The sequence below is a fragment of the Herbinix hemicellulosilytica genome (genome assembly GCF_002904165.1).
GTDB classification, from domain to species: domain Bacteria; phylum Bacillota; class Clostridia; order Lachnospirales; family Lachnospiraceae; genus Mobilitalea; species Mobilitalea hemicellulosilytica.
Genome location: NZ_CVTD020000025.1, coordinates 22,566 through 46,121, shown reverse-complemented (window position 1 = coordinate 46,121; position 23,556 = coordinate 22,566). Strand labels below are relative to the sequence as shown.

Genomic DNA, 23,556 nt, shown 5'->3' with positions numbered 1-23,556 from the left:
TAAATCGTAATATCTACTCTTCTTACTCAACGGTTTATGGTAAATATTAGATTTTTTATTAGTATAAATAGAAGAATAAAAAATGTCAATACATAAATTAGATATTATAATCAAATTATGTAAATTTATGCATAAAAATAAGTATTATCATAAGCAAATAAAAAAATTGGTTGATTGTAAAATCAAATTGAACAACTAAATAAAAGAGATCCATGTCGGATTTCTTTTGGTAGAATTAAGTCACCACAACAAAACCTGCCAAAGGAGAGCACGACCATGGATCAAACCTATTCTACCACATTTACACCCGATCGCGAAAGGGGCCAGCACTTAAATTTTGAAGACCGTTGCAGCATCAAAATTTTTATCAAACTCGGCTACTCCCTTCGAAAAACCGCAGAAGCAATCAATTGTTCTGCTTCTACCGTAATGTATGAGCTTCGGCGTGGAACAGGCAAGCGGAATGGAAACAGAGGACGAAACCCTGAGTATTCGCCAAAACGTGGCCAGTTGAACTACGAAATCAACAGGTCAAGATGCCATAAGCCACATACTCTAAAACAACATTCAAAGTTCCTACAATGGGTTGTTAAACAGGTTAAGGAGTATCATTGGTCTTTTGATGCCTGCGTAGGTTATGCCAGACTCCATAAGCTGTTTTCTGATGAGGAGATTGTCTGTACCAAGACGCTTTATAACGAACTGTGGGCCGGAAATTTGCCGTTGGTACCGCACGATTTACCAGAAGCCTTGTCAAGGAAATCCAAGAAGAATAATGCTCGCAGGAACAAACGTGTTCTTGGAAGGAGTATTGATGAACGCCCTGAAATAGCAAACATTAAAGAGGAATACGGCCACTGGGAAATCGATACGGTTGTCGGGCACAAGGCTGGTCATGAATCTGTCGTACTCACGCTGGTTGAGAAGAAGAGCGATTATTATATAGCACTTAAAATTCCCGGCAAAGATGCGGCATCTGTAATGGCAGCCATGGAAACCCTAAGGGAAGAATACGGAGAAACAAAATTCAGTGAAATCTTCAAAACCATAACTGCAGACAACGGGAATGAATTTGAGAGGCTGTCTGAACTTGAGGCATGGGGAGTGAAGATATATTTTGCTCATCCATATTCATCCTGGGAAAGGGCCCAAAATGAACGTCATAACAGGATTTTCCGCAGATATCTACCCAAAGGAGTATCAATAGAGAGATATACTGCAGAACAGATCCTGTGGTTTGCTGATGAGATGAATGAACTTCCTCGTAAGCATCTTGGATACCGGACACCAACAGAACTATTTGATGAGTTTTTGGATCAGGTGTATTCGATTGCCAAAGTACAGGTAACTTAATTCTATTAGTGTTCAATTTGAAATTGCAATTTTAGAAATAAAAAAATTATGTAAAATTGATAAAAATATTTAAAAAATTATAAAAAAATGATAGAATTTGTGATGTAATTATATTTTTGCTTAAAGGGGATGAATAGGGTGGAAGTACCAAACAATTTAATCGGAGAAAATAATCAAAATACTAATGAAGCTATGAATGAGCAAAGCTCTGATAACAGTATGGCTGAGACAGCTTGTGATAGTGCAAACGATATCAAGCTTAAAGTTCCGCTTCCGGTTATATTATTTTTGGGCACTATCATTATAGTGAGTGTTATCAGCCTGATTAAATTTCCCGGCATTTTAAAAGATTACAGAACATTTAAGACCGCAAAAGAAAGAGTAGAATACGGTGAGACATCACAGGTTTTAAATGACCTGCATATTTTGACAGAAAAATATCCTGAATCACTTCCTATAATAATCAGGACAATAGAACAGTCTTTGGAAAACGGTTATTATGAATATGCTGCATATGTTCATGATACATATATGGTCGGGAAGAAATTGACTAATGCTGAGTATCAATGGGTAGAGACATATACATCTTGGTTGGACAAATATTTTTATACTACGGATCAGGTTAATGCAATAATAAATCAGGCTTTAGATTACAGTGATGAAGAAACTATCAGACAGGAAATTATTTATAATTTAATAGGGCTATTATTTGATGAAAATATTAATCATGCGGTTGTCAATTATTTTCTGGGATTATATGAGTATAATACGGAATATGCAATTAATTATTTTATGGATTGCTACAGAGATGATCCAGAATGCTATGATGTTCGTGTACAGTTGGGTAACAGATACAGGAGAGCCGGCGATTATGAGAATGCTCTACTATATATATATGAGGCCTTGGCAAAAGATAAAAGGGACGCAGGGGCTTTAAGAGCTTTATCGATTATTCATATGCTAAAAGGAGATTTTGCAGAGGGCTTAAAGGCAGCACAAGAAGCTTATAATTATAATCCTGACGGAAACTACATACGTGAAACCTATATGATAGCTTTAAATTTTAACGGAAACAACAAAGAAGCAGAAGCAATTAAAAACGAAATTATCGAATTGAACGGACAGCTAGACCTGGATACTTTAAGTCTTTTAAATGGAGACTTAACATTGGAAGAATATTATCTTGACTGGGAGGTATATGCATGGTAATTCCTGGATTTATAATATCAATCTTAACATTTCCCGGAGTGATAGTTCACGAATTGGCTCATCAGATATTTTGTTACTTATGTGGTATTAAAGTTATTGAAGTTAAATATTTTCAGTTTAAAAATCCGAACGGCTATGTTATTCATGAATCAACCGACCATCCCGGCAAAGTGTTTCTGACATCTGTAGGACCGTTTATTATAAATACTTTATTGGGGTGCCTCATTATATTGCCGGCTTCTATAGAGTTTTTTGCATTTAAGGTAAGGACGGATTTTATAAACATTATACTTGTATGGGCCGGATTTTCAATTTTAATGCATGCGTTCCCCAGTACCGTGGACGCTAAAGCAATGATTAAACACATTCTAAAAAATAAAAATATCGGTATTATTCCTAAAATTCTAACTGCACCTATTATTGGCTTAATATATATCGGTGCTGTGGGATCGGTTTTCTGGCTGGATGCGGTGTATGCTGCGACAGTGGCTATGTTGTTGCCTAATATATTGGTATAAAGATGTACAAGTACAGTTAATAATATATAAGAAAATAAAGAAATGTTAACAAAAAAGTTACATATTGTTCATAATTTGTTTACAGTGTCAGGTACCAATAAAATTTTTTCTTGACAATTAATAACGAAAACCTTATAATCATTTAGCATGCAAACTTGCATGTAATGTATTTTTTGTGCGTATTTTGCTGATGATTATAGCATATACGATACAACTTAAAACCACAGAACTTCTTTATTTAATTTCAGGAGGTGAAAAATTAATGCCTACATTTAACCAGCTTGTCAGAAAGGGCAGAAAGACAGTTGAGTATAAGTCCACTGCACCTGCTTTGCAGAAGGGATTTAACTCACTGAAAAAGAAAGTTACGGACGCACCCTCACCGCAAAAGAGAGGTGTATGTACTGCCGTAAGAACCGCAACTCCTAAGAAGCCTAACTCGGCTCTTCGTAAGATTGCGAGAGTTCGTCTGTCCAACGGTATCGAAGTTACAGCCTATATTCCCGGTGAAGGCCACAACCTTCAGGAGCATAGCGTTGTACTGATCAGAGGCGGAAGAGTTAAGGATCTGCCCGGTACCAGATACCATATTATCAGAGGTACCCTTGATACTGCTGGCGTTGCCAACAGAAGACAGGGCCGTTCAAAATATGGTGCTAAGAGACCTAAAGATGCGAAGAAATAATTGAAAAAAGTGTGTTAAGTGCCGGATTAATTTTTTATTTCCTTTTGATTTGTATTTCTGTGGGTTACAAATTATGAAGTAGAAATATTTCAAGATGGAATATAAATTAAGCTGGGCACGGACACAAAAAAGGAAAGCAATGATCTTTCATTTGTGAGTACCTGTGAATTAATTTAACTAACGAAATTATTTCGTTAAGTATTGTTAAGGAGGGAAGAAGCGTGCCAAGAAAAGGACGTGTACCTAAAAGAGATGTTCTGGCGGATCCGATTTACAACAATAAGGTTGTAACAAAGTTGATCAATAACGTTATGATCGACGGTAAAAAAGGTGTCGCTCAGAAGATTGTATACGGAGCTTTTGATAGGGTAAGAGAAAAAACCGGAAGGGATCCCATCGAAGTGTTCGAAGAAGCAATGAATAACATTATGCCTGTACTTGAAGTTAAGGCAAGACGTATTGGTGGTGCTACCTATCAGGTTCCGGTAGAGGTTAGACCTGAAAGAAGACAGGCGCTGGCACTGCGTTGGTTAACATTATACTCCAGAGAAAGAGGAGAAAAGACCATGCAGGAAAGACTGGCGAATGAAATTCTGGATGCTGCAAATAATACAGGTGCAGCAGTTAAGAAAAAAGAAGATATGCATAAAATGGCAGAAGCAAACAAGGCATTTGCTCATTATAGATGGTAATAGAAAAGTATCATAGCATGTTCTTCTTTAATTCTTGACAATTTGTTAAGCATTTGTATAAAGGAGAAGGTCTATTAGAATTGCATTTGGTTTATCATGATAAACTAAATCGTGCGAACATGAAATCAGAAAATCGTTTATCATTCTATGCCATTATCAAGCAAGTTATAGACATGATTTGCTTGTCATGAATTAAGGAGGAATTATCTTTGGCAGAAAGACAATATCCGTTAGAAAGAACCAGAAATATCGGTATTATGGCACACATAGATGCGGGTAAGACTACACTGACCGAACGTATCTTGTACTATACCGGTGTAAATTACAAAATCGGTGATACACATGAAGGTACCGCTACCATGGACTGGATGGAGCAGGAACAGGAAAGAGGTATCACCATAACTTCGGCAGCGACCACATGTTTCTGGACTCAGGAAATCGAGCATAAAAAGGCTCCCGGCGCATTGCCGCACCGTATTAATATTATCGACACTCCCGGACACGTGGACTTTACCGTTGAGGTTGAACGTTCCCTTCGTGTTCTGGACGGTGCGGTCGGCGTATTTTGCGCAAAAGGCGGGGTTGAGCCTCAGTCTGAAACTGTATGGCGTCAAGCCGACAAATATCATGTACCGAGACTGGCATTTGTAAATAAAATGGACATTGCCGGTGCAGATTTCTTTAATGTTATAAAAATGATCAGAGAAAGACTGGGCAAAAACCCGGTTGCCATCCAACTTCCGATCGGTAAAGAAGATACCTTTAAAGGCCTTATAGATTTATTTGAAATGAGAGCATACTATTATAAGGACGATAAGGGTGAAGATATCGAAGTTACCGATATACCGGAAGATATGAAGGATTTAGCTGAAGAGTACAGAGCCAAAATGATTGAAGCCATCGCCGAAACAGACGATGAGCTTACCGAAAAGTACCTGGAAGGCGAAGAAATTACTATACAGGAACTTAAGACTGCGTTAAGAAAAGCTACAATAGACGTTCAAATTATTCCGGTACTTTGCGGTTCGGCATATCGCAACAAGGGTGTTCAGAAGTTACTGGATGCCGTTATTGAATACTTGCCGGCTCCTACCGATATAGCAGATGTTAAAGGTGTGGATCCGGACGGAAATGAAATTACAAGAAAATCCTCGGATGACGAACCGTTTGCGGCATTGGCGTTTAAGATTATGGCCGATCCTTTTGTAGGTAAGTTGGCATTCTTTAGAGTATATTCCGGTACATTAAACTCCGGTTCATACGTGCTTAACTCCACAAAAGGCAAGAAGGAAAGAGTAGGCCGTCTTCTGCAGATGCATGCAAACAAGAGAGAAGAGCTGGAAAAAGTATATTCCGGAGACATTGCTGCTGCAGTAGGCCTTAAGTTTACAACAACAGGTGATACCCTTTGCCATGAACAGCATCCGATAATTTTAGAGTCAATGGAATTCCCTGAACCGGTTATTGAGGTATCAATCGAGCCTAAGACTAAAGCAGGACAGGATAAGATGGGTGAAGCTCTGGCTAAGCTGGCTGAAGAAGATCCGACATTCAGGGCTTATACCAACGAAGAAACCGGTCAGACAATTATTGCAGGTATGGGTGAGCTTCATCTTGATATTATCGTAGACAGACTGCTTCGTGAATTCAAGGTTGAAGCTAACGTAGGTGCTCCGCAGGTTGCTTATAAGGAGACAATCACCAAGACTGTTGAAGTTGACAGCAAATATGCAAGACAATCCGGCGGACGCGGACAATACGGTCACTGTAAAGTTCGCTTTGAGCCTATCGATCCCAACGGAGAGAAGACATTCGAGTTTTCATCTGAAGTTGTCGGAGGCGCTATTCCTAAGGAATACATTCCTGCTGTCGGTGCCGGTATAGAAGAAGCCGCAAAAGCCGGTATTCTTGGCGGATATCCTGTACTTGGTATTAAGGCAGTTGTATTTGACGGCTCATACCATGAAGTTGACTCCAGTGAAATGGCATTTAAGATTGCCGGTTCCATGGCATTTAAGGATGCTATGAGCAAAGGTGATGCTGTACTGCTTGAGCCTATTATGAGAGTAGAAGTTACGGTACCCGATGATTACATGGGTGATGTTATCGGTGATATCAACGCCCGTCGCGGTCGTATCGAAGCTACAGAAGATCTTAACGGCTCCAAGCTGATAAGGGCATATGTTCCTTTGGCAGAAATGTTCGGATATGCAACATCACTTCGTTCTCGTACACAAGGTCGTGGTGCATATTCCATGTTCTTCCATTCATATGAACAGGTGCCTAAGAATGTTCAGGAAAAAGTATTGGCAACTAAAATTAAAAAATAGGCTTGCCTGTAAATAATTTATTAAACAATTAGTATAATTTCATTTCTTAGTGCTTGAAAATATTTCTAAGTTGAAATATAATAGGGCATATGAGACAATATATAAACAAGCCGTATGAGGAGATCCCTAGAGGGAATATCCGGGCGTAAATATTTGCTTAGAAGCATTTAATAATTAAAGGAGGACGTTGTAAAATGGCTAAGGCTAAATTTGAAAGATCAAAACCGCATTGTAATATCGGTACAATAGGTCACGTTGACCACGGCAAGACAACTCTTACCGCAGCTATTACCAAGACCCTTCATGCAAGACTTGGTACCGGTGAAGAAATTCCTTTCGATAAGATCGACAAGGCTCCCGAAGAGAGAGCAAGAGGTATCACAATTTCCACTTCTCACGTTGAGTATGAGTCCAATAAGAGACACTATGCTCACGTTGACTGCCCAGGACACGCTGACTACGTTAAGAACATGATTACCGGTGCTGCTCAGATGGACGGCGCTATCCTGGTAGTTGCTGCTACTGACGGTGTTATGGCTCAGACTAAAGAGCACATCCTTCTTTCCCGTCAGGTAGGTGTTCCTTACATCGTAGTATTCATGAACAAGTGCGACATGGTTGACGATCCTGAATTATTAGACCTGGTTGAGATGGAAGTTAGAGACCTTCTTAACGAGTATGGCTTCCCTGGAGATGAGACTCCTGTTATCCGTGGTTCAGCTCTCGGTGCTCTTGAAGATCCTAACAGTGAGTGGGGCGACAAGATTCTTGAGCTTATTGAGGCTGTTGACAATTGGGTTCCCGATCCTCAAAGAGAAAGCGATAAGCCTTTCCTTATGCCTGTTGAGGACGTATTCTCCATTACCGGTCGTGGTACAGTTGCTACCGGCCGTGTAGAGCGTGGTACCTTAAAAGTTTCTGAGGAAGTTGAAATCGTAGGTCTTACCGAAGAAAACCGCAAGGTTGTTGTTACCGGTATCGAAATGTTCAGAAAGCTTCTTGACGAAGCTGTTGCCGGCGACAATATCGGTGCACTTCTTCGTGGTGTTCAGAGAAATGAAATTGAAAGAGGACAGGTTCTGTGCAAACCCGGCACAGTTACTTGCCATAAGAAATTCAAAGCTCAGGTTTACGTATTGACCAAGGAAGAAGGCGGACGTCATACTCCTTTCTTCAACAATTACAGACCTCAGTTCTATTTCAGAACAACTGACGTTACCGGTGTTATCACTCTGCCTGAAGGCGTAGAGATGTGCATGCCTGGCGATAACGTAGAAATGACTATCGAGCTCATTTATCCTATCGCTATGGAACAAGGTTTAGGCTTCGCTATTCGTGAAGGCGGAAGAACCGTAGGTTCCGGTAAGGTTGCTGCTATTATCGAATAATTAAACGTAAGCGGGTTAATCCTTGGAGAAATTATGGTGATTTTTTCAAGGAGAAACGGTAAAAATGCCGAAATATATCTGACCTGCAACAATTAAATATATCTTGGTAATTCAAACTCCCGGATTAAGCATGCTTATATCCGGGAGTTTTTTACAATAACTATGAAAAATATGATTTTGAGTCAATAATTGGATGTAATATAAATTTTATAATAATACTGTTATTAGGCTAAATAAGTTTTAAAAAAATTACGATAAATATATTAAGTAAGATATTGTTTCGTAAATTTTATACTATCGATTTATTTTGATAGGATGAAAATAAGCAAGTTCATTTTATGTTAATGTATATTGAAAATATTCCGAGACACAGAAATATATGGAGTTTAAGTTTAAAATAGATTTAAGTTGCCACAAAAGTATGGTGTATATTTTGACGATTTATCCAACTTTATAAAATAACCTTTGAAAAAAACGGAAAATAAGATATAATATATTTCAGAATTTATATTAATATGTTAAGTTCGGCAGACTTGAAGAGAAATTAAGATTTTACGCCAAAGAAATGAAGAAATACTGCATTATTTTCTTTTTTTCTGTGAAGAATTTTATTAAGAACTATTTGCTAAAATACCAGATAAAATGTAATTTTTACGGTATAGGAAAGGAGTTACAAGATGTTGAGCACCGATATAGGAATTGATTTGGGAACGGCAAGTGTATTGGTTTATATAAAAGGGAAAGGTGTTGTTCTTAGAGAACCGTCTGTAGTTGCATTCGACAGAGATACCAATAAAATTAAGGCTATTGGAGAAGAAGCCAGGCTTATGCTGGGAAGAACCCCAGGAAATATTGTGGCGGTAAGACCTTTAAGACAGGGTGTAATATCCGACTATACGGTAACCGAAAAAATGCTTAAATATTTTATTCAAAAAGCCGTAGGCAAGCACAGATTCAGAAAACCCAGAATCAGTGTCTGTGTCCCAAGCGGTGTAACTGAGGTTGAAAAGAAGGCAGTTGAAGATGCAACATACCAGGCAGGTGCCAGAGAAGTAGCTATAATTGAAGAACCCATTGCCGCAGCTATAGGTGCAGGTATAGATATATCAAGACCTTGCGGAAATATGATTGTAGATATTGGTGGCGGAACTACAGATATAGCAGTTATTTCCCTGGGAGGCACCGTAGTAAGTACTTCGGTTAAGGTTGCCGGAGATGACTTTGACGATGCCATAGTAAGGTATATGAGAAAGAAACATAATCTGTTAATCGGTGAAAGAACTGCCGAAGAAATAAAGATAAAGATAGGTTCGGCTTACCGCAGACCCGAATCGGTATCAATGGAAGTAAGAGGAAGAAATCTGGTAACAGGTCTTCCAAAGACTATAGTTGTAACTTCGGAGGAAACCGAAGAAGCACTAAGAGAGCCGACAGCACAGATTGTTGAAGCGGTTCATAGTGTTTTAGAAAAAACCCCTCCGGAACTGGCAGCCGACATAGCGGACCGCGGTATAGTACTAACAGGCGGAGGTTGCCTGTTATACGGTATAGAACAGCTTATCCAGGAAAAAACGGGCATTACTACAATGACTGCTGAAGATCCTATGACTGCAGTTGCTATAGGTACAGGTAAATTTGTTGAATTTTTAAGCGGGAAAAGAGGAAAATAAAATGGTAAGAGGCTTATTTACAGCTTACACAGGAATGTCAAATGAGCAGAAAAGATTGGATATAATTGCAAACAATTTGGCAAATGCCGCTACGGTAGGTTATAAAACAGATAATGTAACCAATCAGGCATTTGACGATGTCCTTACCATAAAGGTAAGGGACGCTTCCGAAGCCTATAACGACAGGCCAATCGGAAGGATGAGCCTTGGAGTAAAGCTGGGTGAAGTTTATACAAACTTTTCACAGGGTTCTTTAAGGCAAACAGGACAACCTTATCATCTTGCATTGGAAGGCAAAGGATTTTTTACCCTGTCGGTTACGGACAGGTACGGCAATACCACTACCAAATATACACGTAACGGCAGCTTTACAATGACGAATGAAGGCTATATTGTGGATACAGAAGGAAACCGCCTTATGGGTGAAGCAGGAGAGATAGTAGTTCCTTTAGATGCAACAGATATAGTTGTTGATGCAACCGGCGCTATCTATGCAGACGGTAATTACGTGGATACTGTTTTACTTACCGATTTTGAGGATTATAACTATCTGAAAAAAACGGGAGACACTATGTTTGAGGCTGTTGACGGTGCAGTGACCGTGCCTGCCGAAGCAAAGGTTATGCAGGGTTATACCGAGCAATCCAATGTAAACGTCGTGACGGAAATGGTTGAAATGATTGCTATAACCAGAGCATATGAAGCCAATCAGAAGGTCATACAGTCCATCGATCAAACCCTTGATTTGGCTGCAAATTCAGTCGGTAAAGTTTAATTTTAACTTTAATTTCTTACCCGAATAGGAGGAAAATATTATGATGAGATCATTGTGGACCGCAGCATCAGGTATGACGGCCCAGCAAACAAACGTAGACATTATATCCAATAATCTGGCTAATATAAATACTACAGGTTATAAGAGAGAATCGGCAGAGTTTAAAACCCTTTTATATCAGACAATTCAGGAAGAATCCTATGACAATAACGGTAATCCTAAACCGGTAGGCATACAGGTTGGATTGGGTGTAAGAAATTCGGCGGTTACTTCTCAATATACCCAGGGAATTTTGGTTGAAACAGGCAACGATTTCGATTTTGCCATAGAAGGAAAAGGATTTTTCATGATAGCTTTGCCTGACGGAAGTGTAGGCTATACCAGAAACGGATCATTCGGACTGGCTAACGGGCCTTTAGGTTTAACATTGGCCGATTCTGACGGAAACCCGGTTCTTGATATCAACGGAGAACCCATAGTTATAGATGACATATATAATCCATCAAACATTACCGTAAACGAATACGGGGAATTTTATTATAGCAATGAAAATAACGAACAGATTTTTATGGACATAACAATCGGAGTGGCTCAGTTTAATAATCCGGCCGGCCTTCTGAAAGTATCCGGAAGTATACTGAAAGAAACTGAAAGCTCCGGAGCACCCAGATTGGAATTTGAGGATGAAACATTGTCAAAAAGTAAGTTGAGGCAAAGATATCTGGAGGGTTCCAATGTCCAGGCGGTTGACGAAATAGTTAACCTTATAGTTGCTCAAAGGGCATATGAAATGAACTCCAAGGTTATTACAGCGGCTGACCAAATGCTTCAACAGGCTAATAATCTTAGATAATAAAATTTAAACGGTTTTTACAAAAAGAGTTTAAGATATTACATAATAAACTTTTAGACACCAACGCTTCCTAAGAGAAAAGGAGAGAAGCCTTAATGAGTTTTTCAATAGATTCTAATATGCAGTATTTAACGGCGGGTAAAGTTGCAGCCGGTGATATTCAGGCAAAAACATTAGAAGACAAATTAAAATCAAAAATTGCCACCGATGATGAACTTATGGAAGTATGCAAAAGCTTTGAGGCATATTTCCTTGAGCAGGTCATGAAAGGTATGGAAAAAACAATTCCTTATGAAGAGAAAAAGAATTCATACAGAGAGTTTTTTGGTGACATGCTTTATCAGGAGTATGCAAAAAGTGCCACAGAAAACCAGGGGCTGGGTCTGGCTCAGATGCTTTATGAGTCAATAAAAAGAAACGGCTAATTACATAGGCAACAGTTGAATTATAGTTTTGTCAATGTCATTTTAAACATATAGCCCTTATGGGTTATAGTTTGAAATGACATTTTTTACAAACACACGTTTTAGGAGGTGGCCCCTATTGCTGCAACAGTAGAAGGTTTTGTAGACAGGATCGTTTTTCGTAACGATGAAAACGGTTATACGATTTTTACAATAATACAAAATGAAACAGAAATTACCTGTGTCGGTTACATTACATTCATAAATGAGGGAGAATTTATTCAGGCAACGGGCGCCTTTACGGAGCATCCGGTGTATGGAGAGCAATTTCTGATCGAGTCATATGAAATCAAAGAACCTGAAGATGCCTATTCTATTGAGTTATATTTGGGTTCCGGTGCCATTAAAGGCGTAGGAAAAGTTCTTGCATCCAGAATAGTTAAAAAGTTTGGTGACAACACTTTCAGAATAATAATTGAAGAGCCTGAAAGGCTTTCGGAGGTAAAAGGCATAAGTGAACGCATGGCTATAGACATATACAGGCAGTTTGAAGAAAAAAGAGACATGAGAGATGCCATGATGTTCCTGCAAAAATATAATATTACCGGGAATTTGGCCGTAAAGATATTTAAAGAATACGGTCGGAGGATGTACGACATAATAAGGGAAAACCCCTATAAACTGGCTGAAGATATAACCGGGATAGGATTTAAAACCGCAGATGAAATTGCAAGAAGAGTGGGTATAGAACCGAATTCGGAATTCAGAATTAAAGCAGGTATTTTGTATTTGCTTATGCAGGCTAATACAGAGGGGCATGTATATTTGCCTGAAACTGATCTTATAGCTAGAGCAAAAAGTTTGCTTTTATCCGACGAAGAATCAATCTACCGCCAAATAACCGATTTAAGTTTAGAAAAGAAAATTGTAGTGGTTGACGGAAAAGAGGGACGGTTAATTTATTCTTCCGTATTTTATTATATGGAATTAAACGTAGCCAGGATGCTTCATGATTTAAATATAAAATATGATTATGATCAAAAGGCCTTAAGCAACAGGGTGGCCCAGATTGAAGAACAGACAAAAACAGTTCTTGACGGACAGCAAAGGACTGCGGTATTTGAGGCCGTAAGGAATGGCCTTTTGATTATAACCGGCGGACCGGGGACGGGTAAAACTACGACCATAAATGCAATTATCAAGGTATTTGAAGCGGAAGGTTTAGATATCCTTCTTGCAGCTCCGACCGGCAGGGCTGCAAAAAGAATGAGCGAAGCCACCGGCTATGAAGCGAAAACTATCCACAGAATGCTGGAGCTTAGCAAACTCACACAAGGGGAAGGAAGCAGCTTTACATTTGAAAGAAACGAATATAATCCTTTGGAAGCTGATGTGATAATTATAGACGAGATGTCCATGGTTGATTTGGGCCTGATGCATGCTCTATTGAAAGCCATATCTGTCGGGACCAGGCTTATATTGGTTGGTGACGTTAATCAGCTTCCCAGTGTCGGACCGGGAAATGTTCTAAAAGATATTATTAATTCTCATTGTTTTAATGTTGTTATGCTAACTAAAATTTTCAGGCAGGCGGAAGGCAGCGATATTATTGTAAATGCCCATAAAATAAATGCAGGAGAGCAAATTAACCTTGACAACAAAAGTATGGACTTCTTTATGCTAAAAAGGGATAATTCAGCCGTAATAACTGCCGTAATTATTAATTTGGTTAAAAATAAGCTTCCTAAATACGTTGATGCCACATCTTTTGATATACAGGTACTTACACCTATGAAAAAAGGTGAACTGGGAGTCGAAAGATTAAATAAAGCCTTGCAGGCTGCACTTAATCCTCCTTCCGAAAATAAAAAAGAAAAAGAGTATAATCAGAATATATTTCGTGAAGGCGATAAGGTAATGCAAATAAAAAATAATTATCAGCTGGCCTGGGAAATAAAAAACAACTTCGGGATAACAGTTCAGATCGGTACCGGTGTATTTAACGGTGATTCCGGTATTATAAAAGAGATCAACTTTTTTTCCGAAAGTTTGCTGGTGGAATTTGATGACAACAGGCTTGTGGAATACAGCTTCAGCCAGCTGGATGAGTTGGAACTGGCTTATGCCGTAACTGTTCATAAGTCTCAGGGAAGCGAATATCCGGCGATTGTAATGCCGATTTTGGACGGACCTAAACTTTTGTTTAACAGGAATATTTTATATACTGCCGTAACCAGGGCCAAACGCTGTGTTGTAATTGTAGGCAGTGAATCTATGGTAAAATTTATGATTGACAATAAGAATGAGCAAAGCCGCTATTCCAGGCTTTGTGATCAGATTAGAGATATGGCCCTATAAATAGTTAGTGAAAAAATATAACAAGTAGGTTATAATATATATAGAAATTTTTAGGAACGGAGGTTTTTACATTGTCTTCTGTTACATCATTAGTTATTATGGCAGCAGGTATGGGGAGCAGATACGGGGGAATTAAACAACTGGAGCCTGTTGGACCAAACGGCGAAATAATTATGGATTATTCCATATATGATGCTATCGAAGCGGGATTTAACAAAGTTGTATTTATCATCCGCAAGGATTTGGAAAAAGATTTTAAAGAAGTTATCGGAAACCGTATAGAGAAACTTATAAATGTAGAATATGTATTTCAGGAACTTGATGATTTGCCTAACGGATATAAGGTGCAGGAAGGGCGAACAAAACCCTGGGGGACAGGCCAGGCAGTCTTATGTTGTAAAAATGTAGTAAACGAACCTTTTGCTGTTATTAATGCAGACGATTACTACGGAAAGGAGTCTTTCAGGTTAATATATAATTTTCTTAACTCCGAAAATGATCCGTATGTGTATTGCATGGCAGGTTTTGTCCTTGGCAACACCTTAAGTGAAAATGGGGCCGTTACCCGCGGTATCTGTAAAACGGATGATAACGGCTGGCTGGTGGATATTGTTGAAACAGGCGGAATTATAAGAGACGGAAATGTTGCCAAAGCCCGGGATAAGAATGAAAAAGAAATTACCATAGACCTTGACAGTGTGGTATCAATGAATATGTGGGGATTTAAACCCAGTCTGTTTAATGAGCTTAAGAAGGGATTCGAAGAATTTTTAGCAGAACTTAAACCGGATGAAGTCAAGAAAGAATATCTTCTTCCGGAAGTAGTAGGTAAATTGGTTAATTCGGGCAAAGTAAAAGTTAAAGTATTAAAAACAACGGATCAGTGGTTTGGGGTAACTTATAAGGAAGATAAAGACTTGGTAGTTTCGTCAATAAGAAACCTTATCGATAAAGGAGTTTATCCTGTAAAACTTTTTGACAGGAATTAATTTTTAAGGTTGGTTAATATTATATGGCAATACGGGAGTTTGCATTGCTTAAGACATTTTTAGATATGTTATATCCGGTAAGGTGTCCGGTATGCGGTAACATTGTCATTCCGAAGGACAGAAATATCTGCACCCAATGTGAAGATAAGCTTCAGTTTATCAGCGAGCCTCGCTGTAAGAAATGCAGTAAGCCTATAGACGATGAGCAAAAAGAATATTGCATCGACTGCGAGAAAAGGGAATATCATTATGAGCAGGGCTTTTCCGTATGGATTTACGATTCTGCAATTAAGAAAGCAATTATGGACTTTAAATACAGGCATAAAAAAGAGTATGCGAAATATTTTACCCAGGCAGTAGTCGAAAGGTACGGAAATAAAATTCTTTATCTGGCTCCGGACGCTCTTGTGCCGGTGCCGTTACATAAAAGCAAATACCGTGAAAGAGGGTATAACCAGGCGGAAATTTTGGCAAGAAGTATCGGAAAAGAGCTTAATATACCTGTTCTACCGGATTTATTGGTTAGAAATAAAAAAACCTTACCTCAAAAGCAGCTAAGCGACAAAGAAAGGCTTAAAAATCTCAGGGAAGCATTTGAAATTAACAAGGCCTACGATGAAAATAAGATAAGTAAACTAAACAGATTAATGCTAGTGGACGATATTTATACCACAGGAAGTACAATTGAAGCTTGTGCCAGCGTGTTGAAACAAAAAGGAATAAGTTGTGTTTATTTTATAACCTTATGTACCGGAAAAGGCTTTTAGAAGTCTGAATCCGAAGCCATGAAGGGGAGGATATCGAATGGATGTAAGAAATTGCAGAACATGCGGAAAATTGTTTAATTATTTAAGTGGGCCTCCTTTATGCCCCACCTGTATGAATGCATTGGAAGAAAAATTTCAGGAAGTAAAGCAATATGTGTATGATCATCCGAAAGCCGAGATGCATGAAGTATCCGAGGTATGTAATGTAAGCATTGGACAGATAAAGCAATGGATACGGGAAGAAAGACTTGCTTTTTCGGACGATTCCGTTATAGGAATAGATTGTGAAGGCTGTGGTGCCACCATAAAAACGGGAAGATTTTGCAAAGCCTGTAAGGACAAATTGGCCCGTGGGTTTCAGGAGCTCTATCCGAAGACTGAAGATAAGAAAAAAATCAAAGATTTCAAAGACCAAGCCAAAATGCGTTTTTTGGATCAATCTGAAAGAATACAAAAGGATTGATATACATTCTAAATAATATAGGCGAACATTAATGTTCGCCGTTTTATTTTTACCAATTGCCTGGCCTCATATTAAATTTAAAAATAGTTATTGTAAGTTTTTACGGGTTAAACTTAGTAATGATATTAAAGCCATTTAAATACGAAACATTGTTTTATGGCTTATTTTTAAGGCGTATACCGTCCTCTTCTATGATAATGGCCCCTTCTTTATAGAGTTTGCCTATAGCCCTTTTAAATGCTTTTTTACTCATTTGGAATTTATTCTTTATAACAGCGGCATCGGTTTTATCATGGTAGGGCAAATAACCGCCGGCTTCTTTTAATATTTTCAATATAACAGCGGCATCATAATCCATCTGAATATAAGACCGGTCTCTTAAGCTTAAGGTAAGTTTCCCGTCATCTCTTACTTCAATAACCCTGGCTTCAACAATGTCGCCTATTTTTAAGGGTTTAAACAGTTCTTTTTTTGGAATAAGAGCCGAATACTTGTTGTCAACCGCCACAAATGCACCGAATGCTTCAATTATTTCATAGACGATACCCGATACCGTGTCTCCTTTTTTATAATTGGAATTTGTATAAAGAAGGTCATATACCTTCATAGTGGCACAAAGCCGATTGCTTTTATCTACATACAGGGATACAAGAACCTCATCGCCCTCGCTAATCTTAGCTGTCTGTTCTTTAAAAGGCAGCAGCAGGTCTTTTGATAGGCCCCAGTCTAAAAATGCGCCTATCTTTGTTACTTCTTTTACCCTAAGAACAGCCAGTTCACCGACGGTAAGAGGAACTTTTGCCGTTGTTGCAATTTCCCTGTCTTCCGAATCTTTATAAACAAATACAGTAATTTTATCGTTAAGCTGAGTGCCTTCCGGTACTTCCTTCTGAGGGAGAAGAACCGTGTGACTTTTGTCTGAGCCGGGTTCACATAAATATATGCCGAAATCTGTCTTCTTACATACTTCTAAAAGCTGATACTTTCCTAATTCTATCATTTTAATATTCCTTTCTTAATTCTTATGTGTAAGAAAATTATTTCTGATAATAGAATATCATATATTTCAGGTAAATATTAAATTCACTCTTAATTGCAATTTCTGAATTTAAATAAATCTTACCGATATAAAAATCTTTATTAAACTTAATAATATAAATTGCTGGTATTTATTATTTTGCTCTGCTATAATATGTTTAACCAAAATGAGGGTAAGAACAAGCAATTACAAGACTAACTTAAGAAAAAATTTATAGACGCTTGTAAATGAATCTAAGCTGAGCACAGCAATTATAAATACCGGGATATAGATATATTTAATTAAGCAGATATGCCGAATTAAAATATCCCGGCTGTCATAATTGCGAAAATGGATGAATTTAGTATAACATATAAAAACCGGATTTCAAACATATTATCAGGAATAAAAGGAGGATTAACATGGTTTATGATGTAATAATAATCGGCTCAGGGCCTGCGGGACTGGCTGCTGCCATATATGCCCAAAGGGCTGAACTTAATTGTATAGTTATCGAAAAAAACGTTATTAGCGGGGGACAAATAATAAATACCTATGAAGTGGATAATTATCCTGGTACTCCCGGTATCAGCGGATTTGATCTTAGTACTAAGTTCAGGGAGCACTGCGAAAAATTAAATACAAAATTTATTACAGGTGAGGTTACGGATTTTAGGCTGGACAATGAAATAAAAGTAATTACATTGGATGACGGTAATGAATACCGTTCAAAAACGGTAGTTATAGCGACAGGAGGCCAACCCCGTCGTTTAGGCGTGGAAGGAGAAGATAAATTTTCTGGGCTTGGTGTATCATATTGCGCTACCTGTGACGGAGCCTTCTTTAAAAACAAAACGGTGGCGGTTGTCGGGGGAGGAGACGTAGCCGTTGAGGATGCTATATTTTTGTCCAGGCTATGTGAAAAAGTCTATATAATACACCGAAGAGATCAGTTCAGGGCGGCAAAAAGCAGCGTTAACAAGCTTATGGCATTGGAAAATGTAACGATTTTATGGGACAGTGTGGTAGAGAAGATAAACGGAACGGAAACTGTAGAATCTCTTGACATAAAAAATGTAAAAACCGGTGAAATATCTAATGTGGAAGTAGCAGGTGTGTTTATTGCGGTCGGTTATATACCAAATTCACATATATTTAATAAAATTGTTGCCACAGATGAATACGGTTACATTATTGCCGGAGAAAACTGCGAAACCAATGTTCCCGGAGTGTTTGCCGCCGGTGATATAAGGACAAAAGAGTTAAGGCAGATTATTACTGCGGCATCTGACGGAGCAAATGCTATTACAGCAGTAGAAAAATATTTGAACAATAACTAATGCCGGACAATTAAATGCAATTTTTTTCGAAAAGTTAAAAATATAAGAAAATACCTGATTTTCCGGTTTTACTTTACATTAATTTATTGACACCAAGTATAGGGTTTGCTATAATGATTTTAAACAATGTAATAATTTTGTAACAATTTGAAACAGTTCAACCCGTAGCAAAATGAATACGAGAGAAGAATAGCTATAAGCGTACTTGGGAGGAATACAGATGAAAAAATGTCCGGCTTTGAGAGTTGCCGTATTGGCAGCATCGGCCATAATAGTTTTATTAAGTTCTAAAGATAAAGCATACGCCGAGCAGTCGACATTGGTTGATTGTGGTGTGGCCGGAATATCAAAAACCTTGAATAGTGTATTTTCATGCGGAGATAGTTCGGTTACAGATAAAATAACGGAAATATATAAGACAGAATTATATTCTCCTTATGCTAATTTGGGGATTTCGATTGCCGCTAATTATGTAAATATCAGAAACCAACCGTCTACCGAAAGTGAGATAGTCGGAAAGTTATACAAAGGAAGTGCAGCCGATATTCTTGAATGGCTTCCCGGAGACTGGGTAAAAATAATATCCGGTGATGTGACTGGTTATATCGCTGCCAATTATCTTGCAGTGGGCAAAGATGCGGAAGGATTGATAGACAAGTATGCTGAAAAATATGCTACGGTAATAAATACCCAAACTTTGAGAGTTCGTGAAGAACCCAGTAAAGAATCAAGAACTCTGGAATTGATACCTTTGGGTGAGAGTTATCCTGTTCTGGAGGAAACCGATGAATGGGCAAAAATCCTTATAACTTCCGACGAATACGGCAATGATTTGACAGGTTATGTACATAAAGATTATGTAGAAATAGAAGTAATATTTAAAAAAGCCATTTCTATAGAAGAGGAGCAAAGATTAATCCGCATGCAGCAGGAAGCGGAAAGAGCGGAAGCTGAAAGACTGCAGCGGCTGGCTGAAGAAGAAGAGAGAAGACGCCAAGAAGAAGCAAGAAGACAGGAAGAAGCAAGAAAGGCTGCAGAGCAGAAGAAAAATGAACAGAAGCAATCTAATAATGAAGAAAAAACAACCGTAAATATAGGCAACGTAAGCCAGCTAAGGAAGGAAATAGTTAATTATGCCCTTAAATTCGTCGGCAACCGTTACGTATACGGTGGCAACAGCCTTACCAACGGAACGGACTGCTCCGGTTTTGTTAAACTGGTCTTTGCTAAATTCGGTATTTCCCTTGAAAGACAGTCAAGGCAGCAGGCTAAACAAGGGCGTAAAATAAGCGAAGGAGAACTTAAGCCGGGTGATTTGATCTTTTATGCCAACAGCAGTAACGTTGTAAACCACGTTGCCTTATATATCGGTGATGGAAAAATAGTACATGCAGCAAATTCAAGACAAGGTATTATAACTTCCAAATATAATTACAGAAAAATATATACTATAAGAAATGTTATTGATTAAATAAGCTAATATAAGACTGTCCTGGAGTAAAAGCAGGACAGTCTTTTTTGGCTCTTTGTCTAGTGTTGGGGTATGATATGTTTGAATCATGCTAAAACACTAGGCTTAGAGCCTATTTTTATGATTGACTCACCAATACCTGTTTTTGGGCATGACAAATAAACCTCGTGCCAGTCATATTTATTTTTATTTAATTGCAAGAATGTAAGATACGTGTACGAAATCTTTCAAAGTTTTTTATACCATAAGATATACGCTAAGTACCTTTATTTTATTATTAAATCCCTCTGTTACACCATTGGTTAAGCCATATTTAAATGCATTTAGTATTTCTTTTGACCAATGTCGGAAAGTTGCTGCACATTTTTTAAACTCTTTAATGCCTGAGTTTTCTGCATTCTTTATCCATTCAAATAATTCTTTTCTTTGAATAGAATACTTTTCATTATGACAAATATCATAAAACCATTCTTTAAGCATATGAGCTTTCCTTAAATCATCGTTATAAAGCAGCATAAGATCACAGGCTTTTTTATCTTCATCCTTTAACTTATAATACCTGGTAAGAATTAATTTACGGCTTCTTTTGTAGTATTTTCTCAAAGTAGGAGACATGGATTTTTGTATTCTTTTACGTACATTTTCTATTGCCCAGGTTACATGCCTTATGAAATGATATTTATCAATAATTACTACAGCATTAGGAAAATAACTATAAGCTAAATCAACATATGGCTGCCACATATCACAAACAAAGAATTTTACCCGATGCCTTTCATTACGATTCATTTCTCTAAAATAAGCAGAAAGATGAGATTGAGTTCTGTCAGGTAGGATGTCCATAATGTAATTCTTTTTAGGATTAACAATAATACATTGATATTTACCTGTTTCAGCGTTACCTTTAAATTCATCAATAGCAATAGCATCTTTCAAAGGGAAACTAGAATAATGAATAGTATCCAGAATTCTAGTGACCGTTGAATGAGATACATTAGATTTTTCAGCAACAGCTTTTATAGAAACCGAATTTCGTAATTCATTAGCTATGTATTGAGTAAGACGAGTGGTTCGTTGCTGATATCTAGCTAAAAAGGGATATTTTTCATAAAAACGTTTTCCACACTTACAACGATACCGCCTTTTTTTAAGAATTAGATAGCAGTCTTTGAACTGTAAAGGTAAATCTTTAATTTTTTGATAACGGTAATCATGTATCTGTTTAGTTTGTTGATGACAACAAGGGCAAATCTGTGTTGTGGCTTTTGTTTCAATATAAATTTTTAAATAATTATCTGCGTGGTTGATTTTTTTTACAAAAATACCTTCCAAATTTAATAAAGATGTGATATGCTTATTAAGCATATTTATTTACCTCCTGGTGGTCTACTTATTGACTGGCACTGGGAGGTTTTTTTATTATAAACTAAAATGCTGGGGTTGTGAACTAAATGATTCACTTACCCCAACATTTATTATAGAACCTCTTTTTTGTAGTTATTTAAGCTGTATTTTAATAAAATTATTGGAAAATAATTGAATTTGTGCTATTATTTTATTGTGATACCCGTATAATTTGTAATATCTTTTCTAATTCCAGAAGGGGTGTTCATGTGGATAACAAACAAATAAATGAAAGAAGAAGGTATAAAAGACTGCCTATTGATCTTAAAATGGAAGTAGACGAGCTATTTAAGCAAGATAATATAGTAGTAAAAAATTTAGGGGTTTCGATAAGGGTTTACGATATTTCAAAAAGCGGTATTGGTTTTGTAAGCGAAGCAGTCTTACCCGTTGGATACTATTTTAGAGGGACTATTAATTTAAATAACGGAGATTTCATTAGGGTTGTAATGCGCATTGTCCGGACGCAGAAGGTGGAAAAAAATTTATATGCTTATGGAGCGGAATTTGTGGGGCTTGCACCTTTTCTGGCAGATAAAGTTGATAAATATGAAAAGAGTTTAATGTCTTAATATTATAGTTATTAAATAAAATAAGCGTGATAGCAGGCTGTACTAAGTGAGTCATCATTTAGGACGGCCTTTTTTATTAATAAAATGCATGATAAATGGGATATATTAAAAAAAAGGAAGCAAATTACGAATTAAATCGTAGTATTTGCAATAAAATTTATCAACTTTCATAAAGTTTTGAAAATTGATTAAATTAGAGAAATTTTAATTTGAAATAAGATCAAAAAAATCATTAACAAAAACCTATTGACAAAGCCGGATATGGTTATCTTGCACAAAAGAAGAAAAGTTATTTACATAAAATGGATATAGTAACTTTAAGTGGATAACTTTATTAAGAAGTTATCCACATAATAAAAGCACTAATTTTAATTGAAAAGAAGTTATACACGAATTTATCCACATTATCCACATTTATAAACTACTCTTGTCGCACGTTAAAATTCATGTAAAGTTCGAAAATTCGTTTTGTTACTTCTGATAAATCGACATTTTATGTAAATCTATACGAAAAAGTAGCTGATTTTTATATTGTCGGATAATAGTTTTTTATAGGATTAATTGATTAATATTTAACGAAAATTGTTGGAAAATATGGTAATATGAAAATAAATAGAGTTTTATCTGTATAAATGAACCTTAATCTTAAAAAGCTTGTAACAAGATTTTGGCTATGATATAATAAAACTACAATCAAATTAGCATATTAGTTTATGTGCTAATTATGAAAAGGAGTTGATCATATGCGTTATATTATCAGTGGAAAAAATATTGATGTAACGGAAAGTTTGAAGAACGCAGTATATGAAAAGATCGGAAAACTGGAACGTTATTTCACTCCTGAAACAGAAGTTCATGTGACGTTTAGTGTCGAGAAAGATAGGCAAAAAATTGAGGTAACAATTCCTGTTAAAGGAAGTATTATAAGAGCAGAAGAAGTAAGCAATGATATGTATGTTTCTATAGATTTGGTTGAAGAAATCATTGAACGCCAATTAAGAAAATACAAAAATAAGCTGATAAACCACAAGCAGGCTGCTGCCAATTTTAACAAGGCGTTTATGGAAGATGATTATGCCGAAGACGATGGCGTAAAAATAGTCAAGACTAAAAAATTTGCCATAAAACCTATGGACCCTGAAGAAGCTTGTGTGCAAATGGAGCTTTTGGGACATAATTTCTTTGTATTCAGAAATGCGCAGACAAATGAAGTTAATGTGGTATATAAAAGAAAAGGCAATACCTATGGACTGATAGAACCCGAGTATTAAGATGGGTGTTACACAGTTAGATGTGT

General features: G+C 37.2%; 20 protein-coding genes, 1 pseudogene and 1 other annotated feature (1 of these 22 cut by a window edge). Of the genes and pseudogenes, 19 read left to right on the top strand and 2 right to left on the bottom strand.

All coding sequences use genetic code 11. From position 1 onward, the window contains the following. Nucleotides 1-39, bottom strand: a binding site (T-box leader); it reaches 216 nt to the left of the window's first position. A 237-nt stretch (nt 40-276) separates the two neighbouring features. The 15 genes from HHT355_RS11365 to HHT355_RS11295 all read left to right on the top strand — a co-directional run bounded on the left by HHT355_RS11365 (nt 277) and on the right by HHT355_RS11295 (nt 16,454). Next, complete coding sequence (locus tag HHT355_RS11365) at nt 277-1,353, top strand: IS30 family transposase (RefSeq protein WP_103202157.1); 1,077 nt, start codon at nt 277-279, stop codon at nt 1,351-1,353. Nucleotides 1,354-1,491: 138 nt separating this feature from the next. Next, entirely contained in the window at nt 1,492-2,562 is a 1,071-nt protein-coding gene (locus HHT355_RS11360; protein ID WP_103203563.1) for a tetratricopeptide repeat protein, read from the top strand. Next, nucleotides 2,556-3,080: a metalloprotease family protein gene (locus HHT355_RS11355; RefSeq protein ID WP_103203562.1), complete on the top strand. Its 525-nt coding sequence runs from the start codon at nt 2,556-2,558 to the stop codon at nt 3,078-3,080. Before HHT355_RS11360 ends, HHT355_RS11355 begins: the two co-directional genes overlap by 7 nt. 262 nt (nt 3,081-3,342) lie before the next feature. Next, nucleotides 3,343-3,765: a 30S ribosomal protein S12 gene (gene rpsL / locus HHT355_RS11350; RefSeq protein ID WP_103203561.1), complete on the top strand. Its 423-nt coding sequence runs from the start codon at nt 3,343-3,345 to the stop codon at nt 3,763-3,765. A 221-nt stretch (nt 3,766-3,986) separates the two neighbouring features. After that, on the top strand, nt 3,987-4,457 hold the full coding sequence (gene rpsG, locus HHT355_RS11345) for a 30S ribosomal protein S7 (protein WP_199179192.1): 471 nt from the start codon (nt 3,987-3,989) through the stop codon (nt 4,455-4,457). A gap of 209 nt (nt 4,458-4,666) precedes the next feature. Next, nucleotides 4,667-6,787 (top strand): elongation factor G, encoded by a 2,121-nt coding sequence (fusA, locus tag HHT355_RS11340; protein ID WP_103203559.1) that lies wholly within the window; start codon nt 4,667-4,669, stop codon nt 6,785-6,787. 194 nt (nt 6,788-6,981) lie between these two features. Beyond that, a complete protein-coding gene (gene tuf, locus HHT355_RS11335) occupies nt 6,982-8,175 on the top strand; it encodes an elongation factor Tu (protein WP_103203558.1) in 1,194 nt (397 codons plus the stop codon). Between the two features lie 677 nt (nt 8,176-8,852). Then, nucleotides 8,853-9,845, top strand: a complete 993-nt coding sequence (gene mreB / locus HHT355_RS11330; protein ID WP_103203557.1) for a rod shape-determining protein — start codon at nt 8,853-8,855, stop codon at nt 9,843-9,845. A gap of 1 nt (nt 9,846) precedes the next feature. Next, complete coding sequence (flgF, locus tag HHT355_RS11325) at nt 9,847-10,620, top strand: flagellar basal-body rod protein FlgF (RefSeq protein WP_103203556.1); 774 nt, start codon at nt 9,847-9,849, stop codon at nt 10,618-10,620. 40 nt (nt 10,621-10,660) lie between these two features. Continuing rightward, entirely contained in the window at nt 10,661-11,473 is an 813-nt protein-coding gene (gene flgG / locus HHT355_RS11320; RefSeq protein ID WP_103203555.1) for a flagellar basal-body rod protein FlgG, read from the top strand. A gap of 95 nt (nt 11,474-11,568) precedes the next feature. Further along, nucleotides 11,569-11,898 (top strand): rod-binding protein, encoded by a 330-nt coding sequence (locus HHT355_RS11315; protein WP_103203554.1) that lies wholly within the window; start codon nt 11,569-11,571, stop codon nt 11,896-11,898. Between the two features lie 117 nt (nt 11,899-12,015). After that, nucleotides 12,016-14,235 (top strand): SF1B family DNA helicase RecD2, encoded by a 2,220-nt coding sequence (recD2, locus tag HHT355_RS11310; RefSeq protein WP_103203590.1) that lies wholly within the window; start codon nt 12,016-12,018, stop codon nt 14,233-14,235. A 98-nt stretch (nt 14,236-14,333) separates the two neighbouring features. After that, a complete protein-coding gene (locus tag HHT355_RS11305; protein WP_103203589.1) occupies nt 14,334-15,224 on the top strand; it encodes a nucleotidyltransferase family protein in 891 nt (296 codons plus the stop codon). Nucleotides 15,225-15,247: 23 nt separating this feature from the next. Next, nucleotides 15,248-15,991 (top strand): ComF family protein, encoded by a 744-nt coding sequence (locus tag HHT355_RS11300; RefSeq protein ID WP_103203553.1) that lies wholly within the window; start codon nt 15,248-15,250, stop codon nt 15,989-15,991. A 37-nt stretch (nt 15,992-16,028) separates the two neighbouring features. Further along, nucleotides 16,029-16,454 carry a flagellar protein gene (locus HHT355_RS11295; RefSeq protein WP_103203552.1) on the top strand — a complete coding sequence of 142 codons (426 nt, stop codon included), beginning with the start codon at nt 16,029-16,031 and terminating at the stop codon, nt 16,452-16,454. Nucleotides 16,455-16,608: 154 nt separating this feature from the next. Here HHT355_RS11295 and HHT355_RS11290 read toward each other — a convergent pair whose 3' ends face one another. Continuing rightward, nucleotides 16,609-17,454 (bottom strand): CvfB family protein, encoded by an 846-nt coding sequence (locus HHT355_RS11290; protein ID WP_103203551.1) that lies wholly within the window; start codon nt 17,452-17,454, stop codon nt 16,609-16,611. 434 nt (nt 17,455-17,888) lie between these two features. Here HHT355_RS11290 and trxB point away from each other — a divergent pair, with 434 nt between their 5' ends. Continuing rightward, the gene (trxB, locus tag HHT355_RS11285) at nt 17,889-18,812 is read left to right on the top strand and encodes a thioredoxin-disulfide reductase (protein ID WP_103203550.1); all 924 of its coding nucleotides are present in this window, start codon (nt 17,889-17,891) and stop codon (nt 18,810-18,812) included. A gap of 220 nt (nt 18,813-19,032) precedes the next feature. Next, entirely contained in the window at nt 19,033-20,283 is a 1,251-nt protein-coding gene (locus HHT355_RS11280) for a C40 family peptidase (RefSeq protein WP_103203549.1), read from the top strand. Nucleotides 20,284-20,473: 190 nt separating this feature from the next. Here the strand turns inward: HHT355_RS11280 and HHT355_RS11275 are convergent. Beyond that, a pseudogene (locus HHT355_RS11275) lies at nt 20,474-21,648 on the bottom strand (ISL3 family transposase). A 248-nt stretch (nt 21,649-21,896) separates the two neighbouring features. Between HHT355_RS11275 and HHT355_RS11270 the strand changes: the two are divergent. Further along, nucleotides 21,897-22,259: a PilZ domain-containing protein gene (locus HHT355_RS11270; RefSeq protein ID WP_103203548.1), complete on the top strand. Its 363-nt coding sequence runs from the start codon at nt 21,897-21,899 to the stop codon at nt 22,257-22,259. A gap of 743 nt (nt 22,260-23,002) precedes the next feature. Beyond that, complete coding sequence (hpf, locus tag HHT355_RS11265) at nt 23,003-23,530, top strand: ribosome hibernation-promoting factor, HPF/YfiA family (RefSeq protein ID WP_103203547.1); 528 nt, start codon at nt 23,003-23,005, stop codon at nt 23,528-23,530. Nucleotides 23,531-23,556 lie beyond the last annotated feature (26 nt).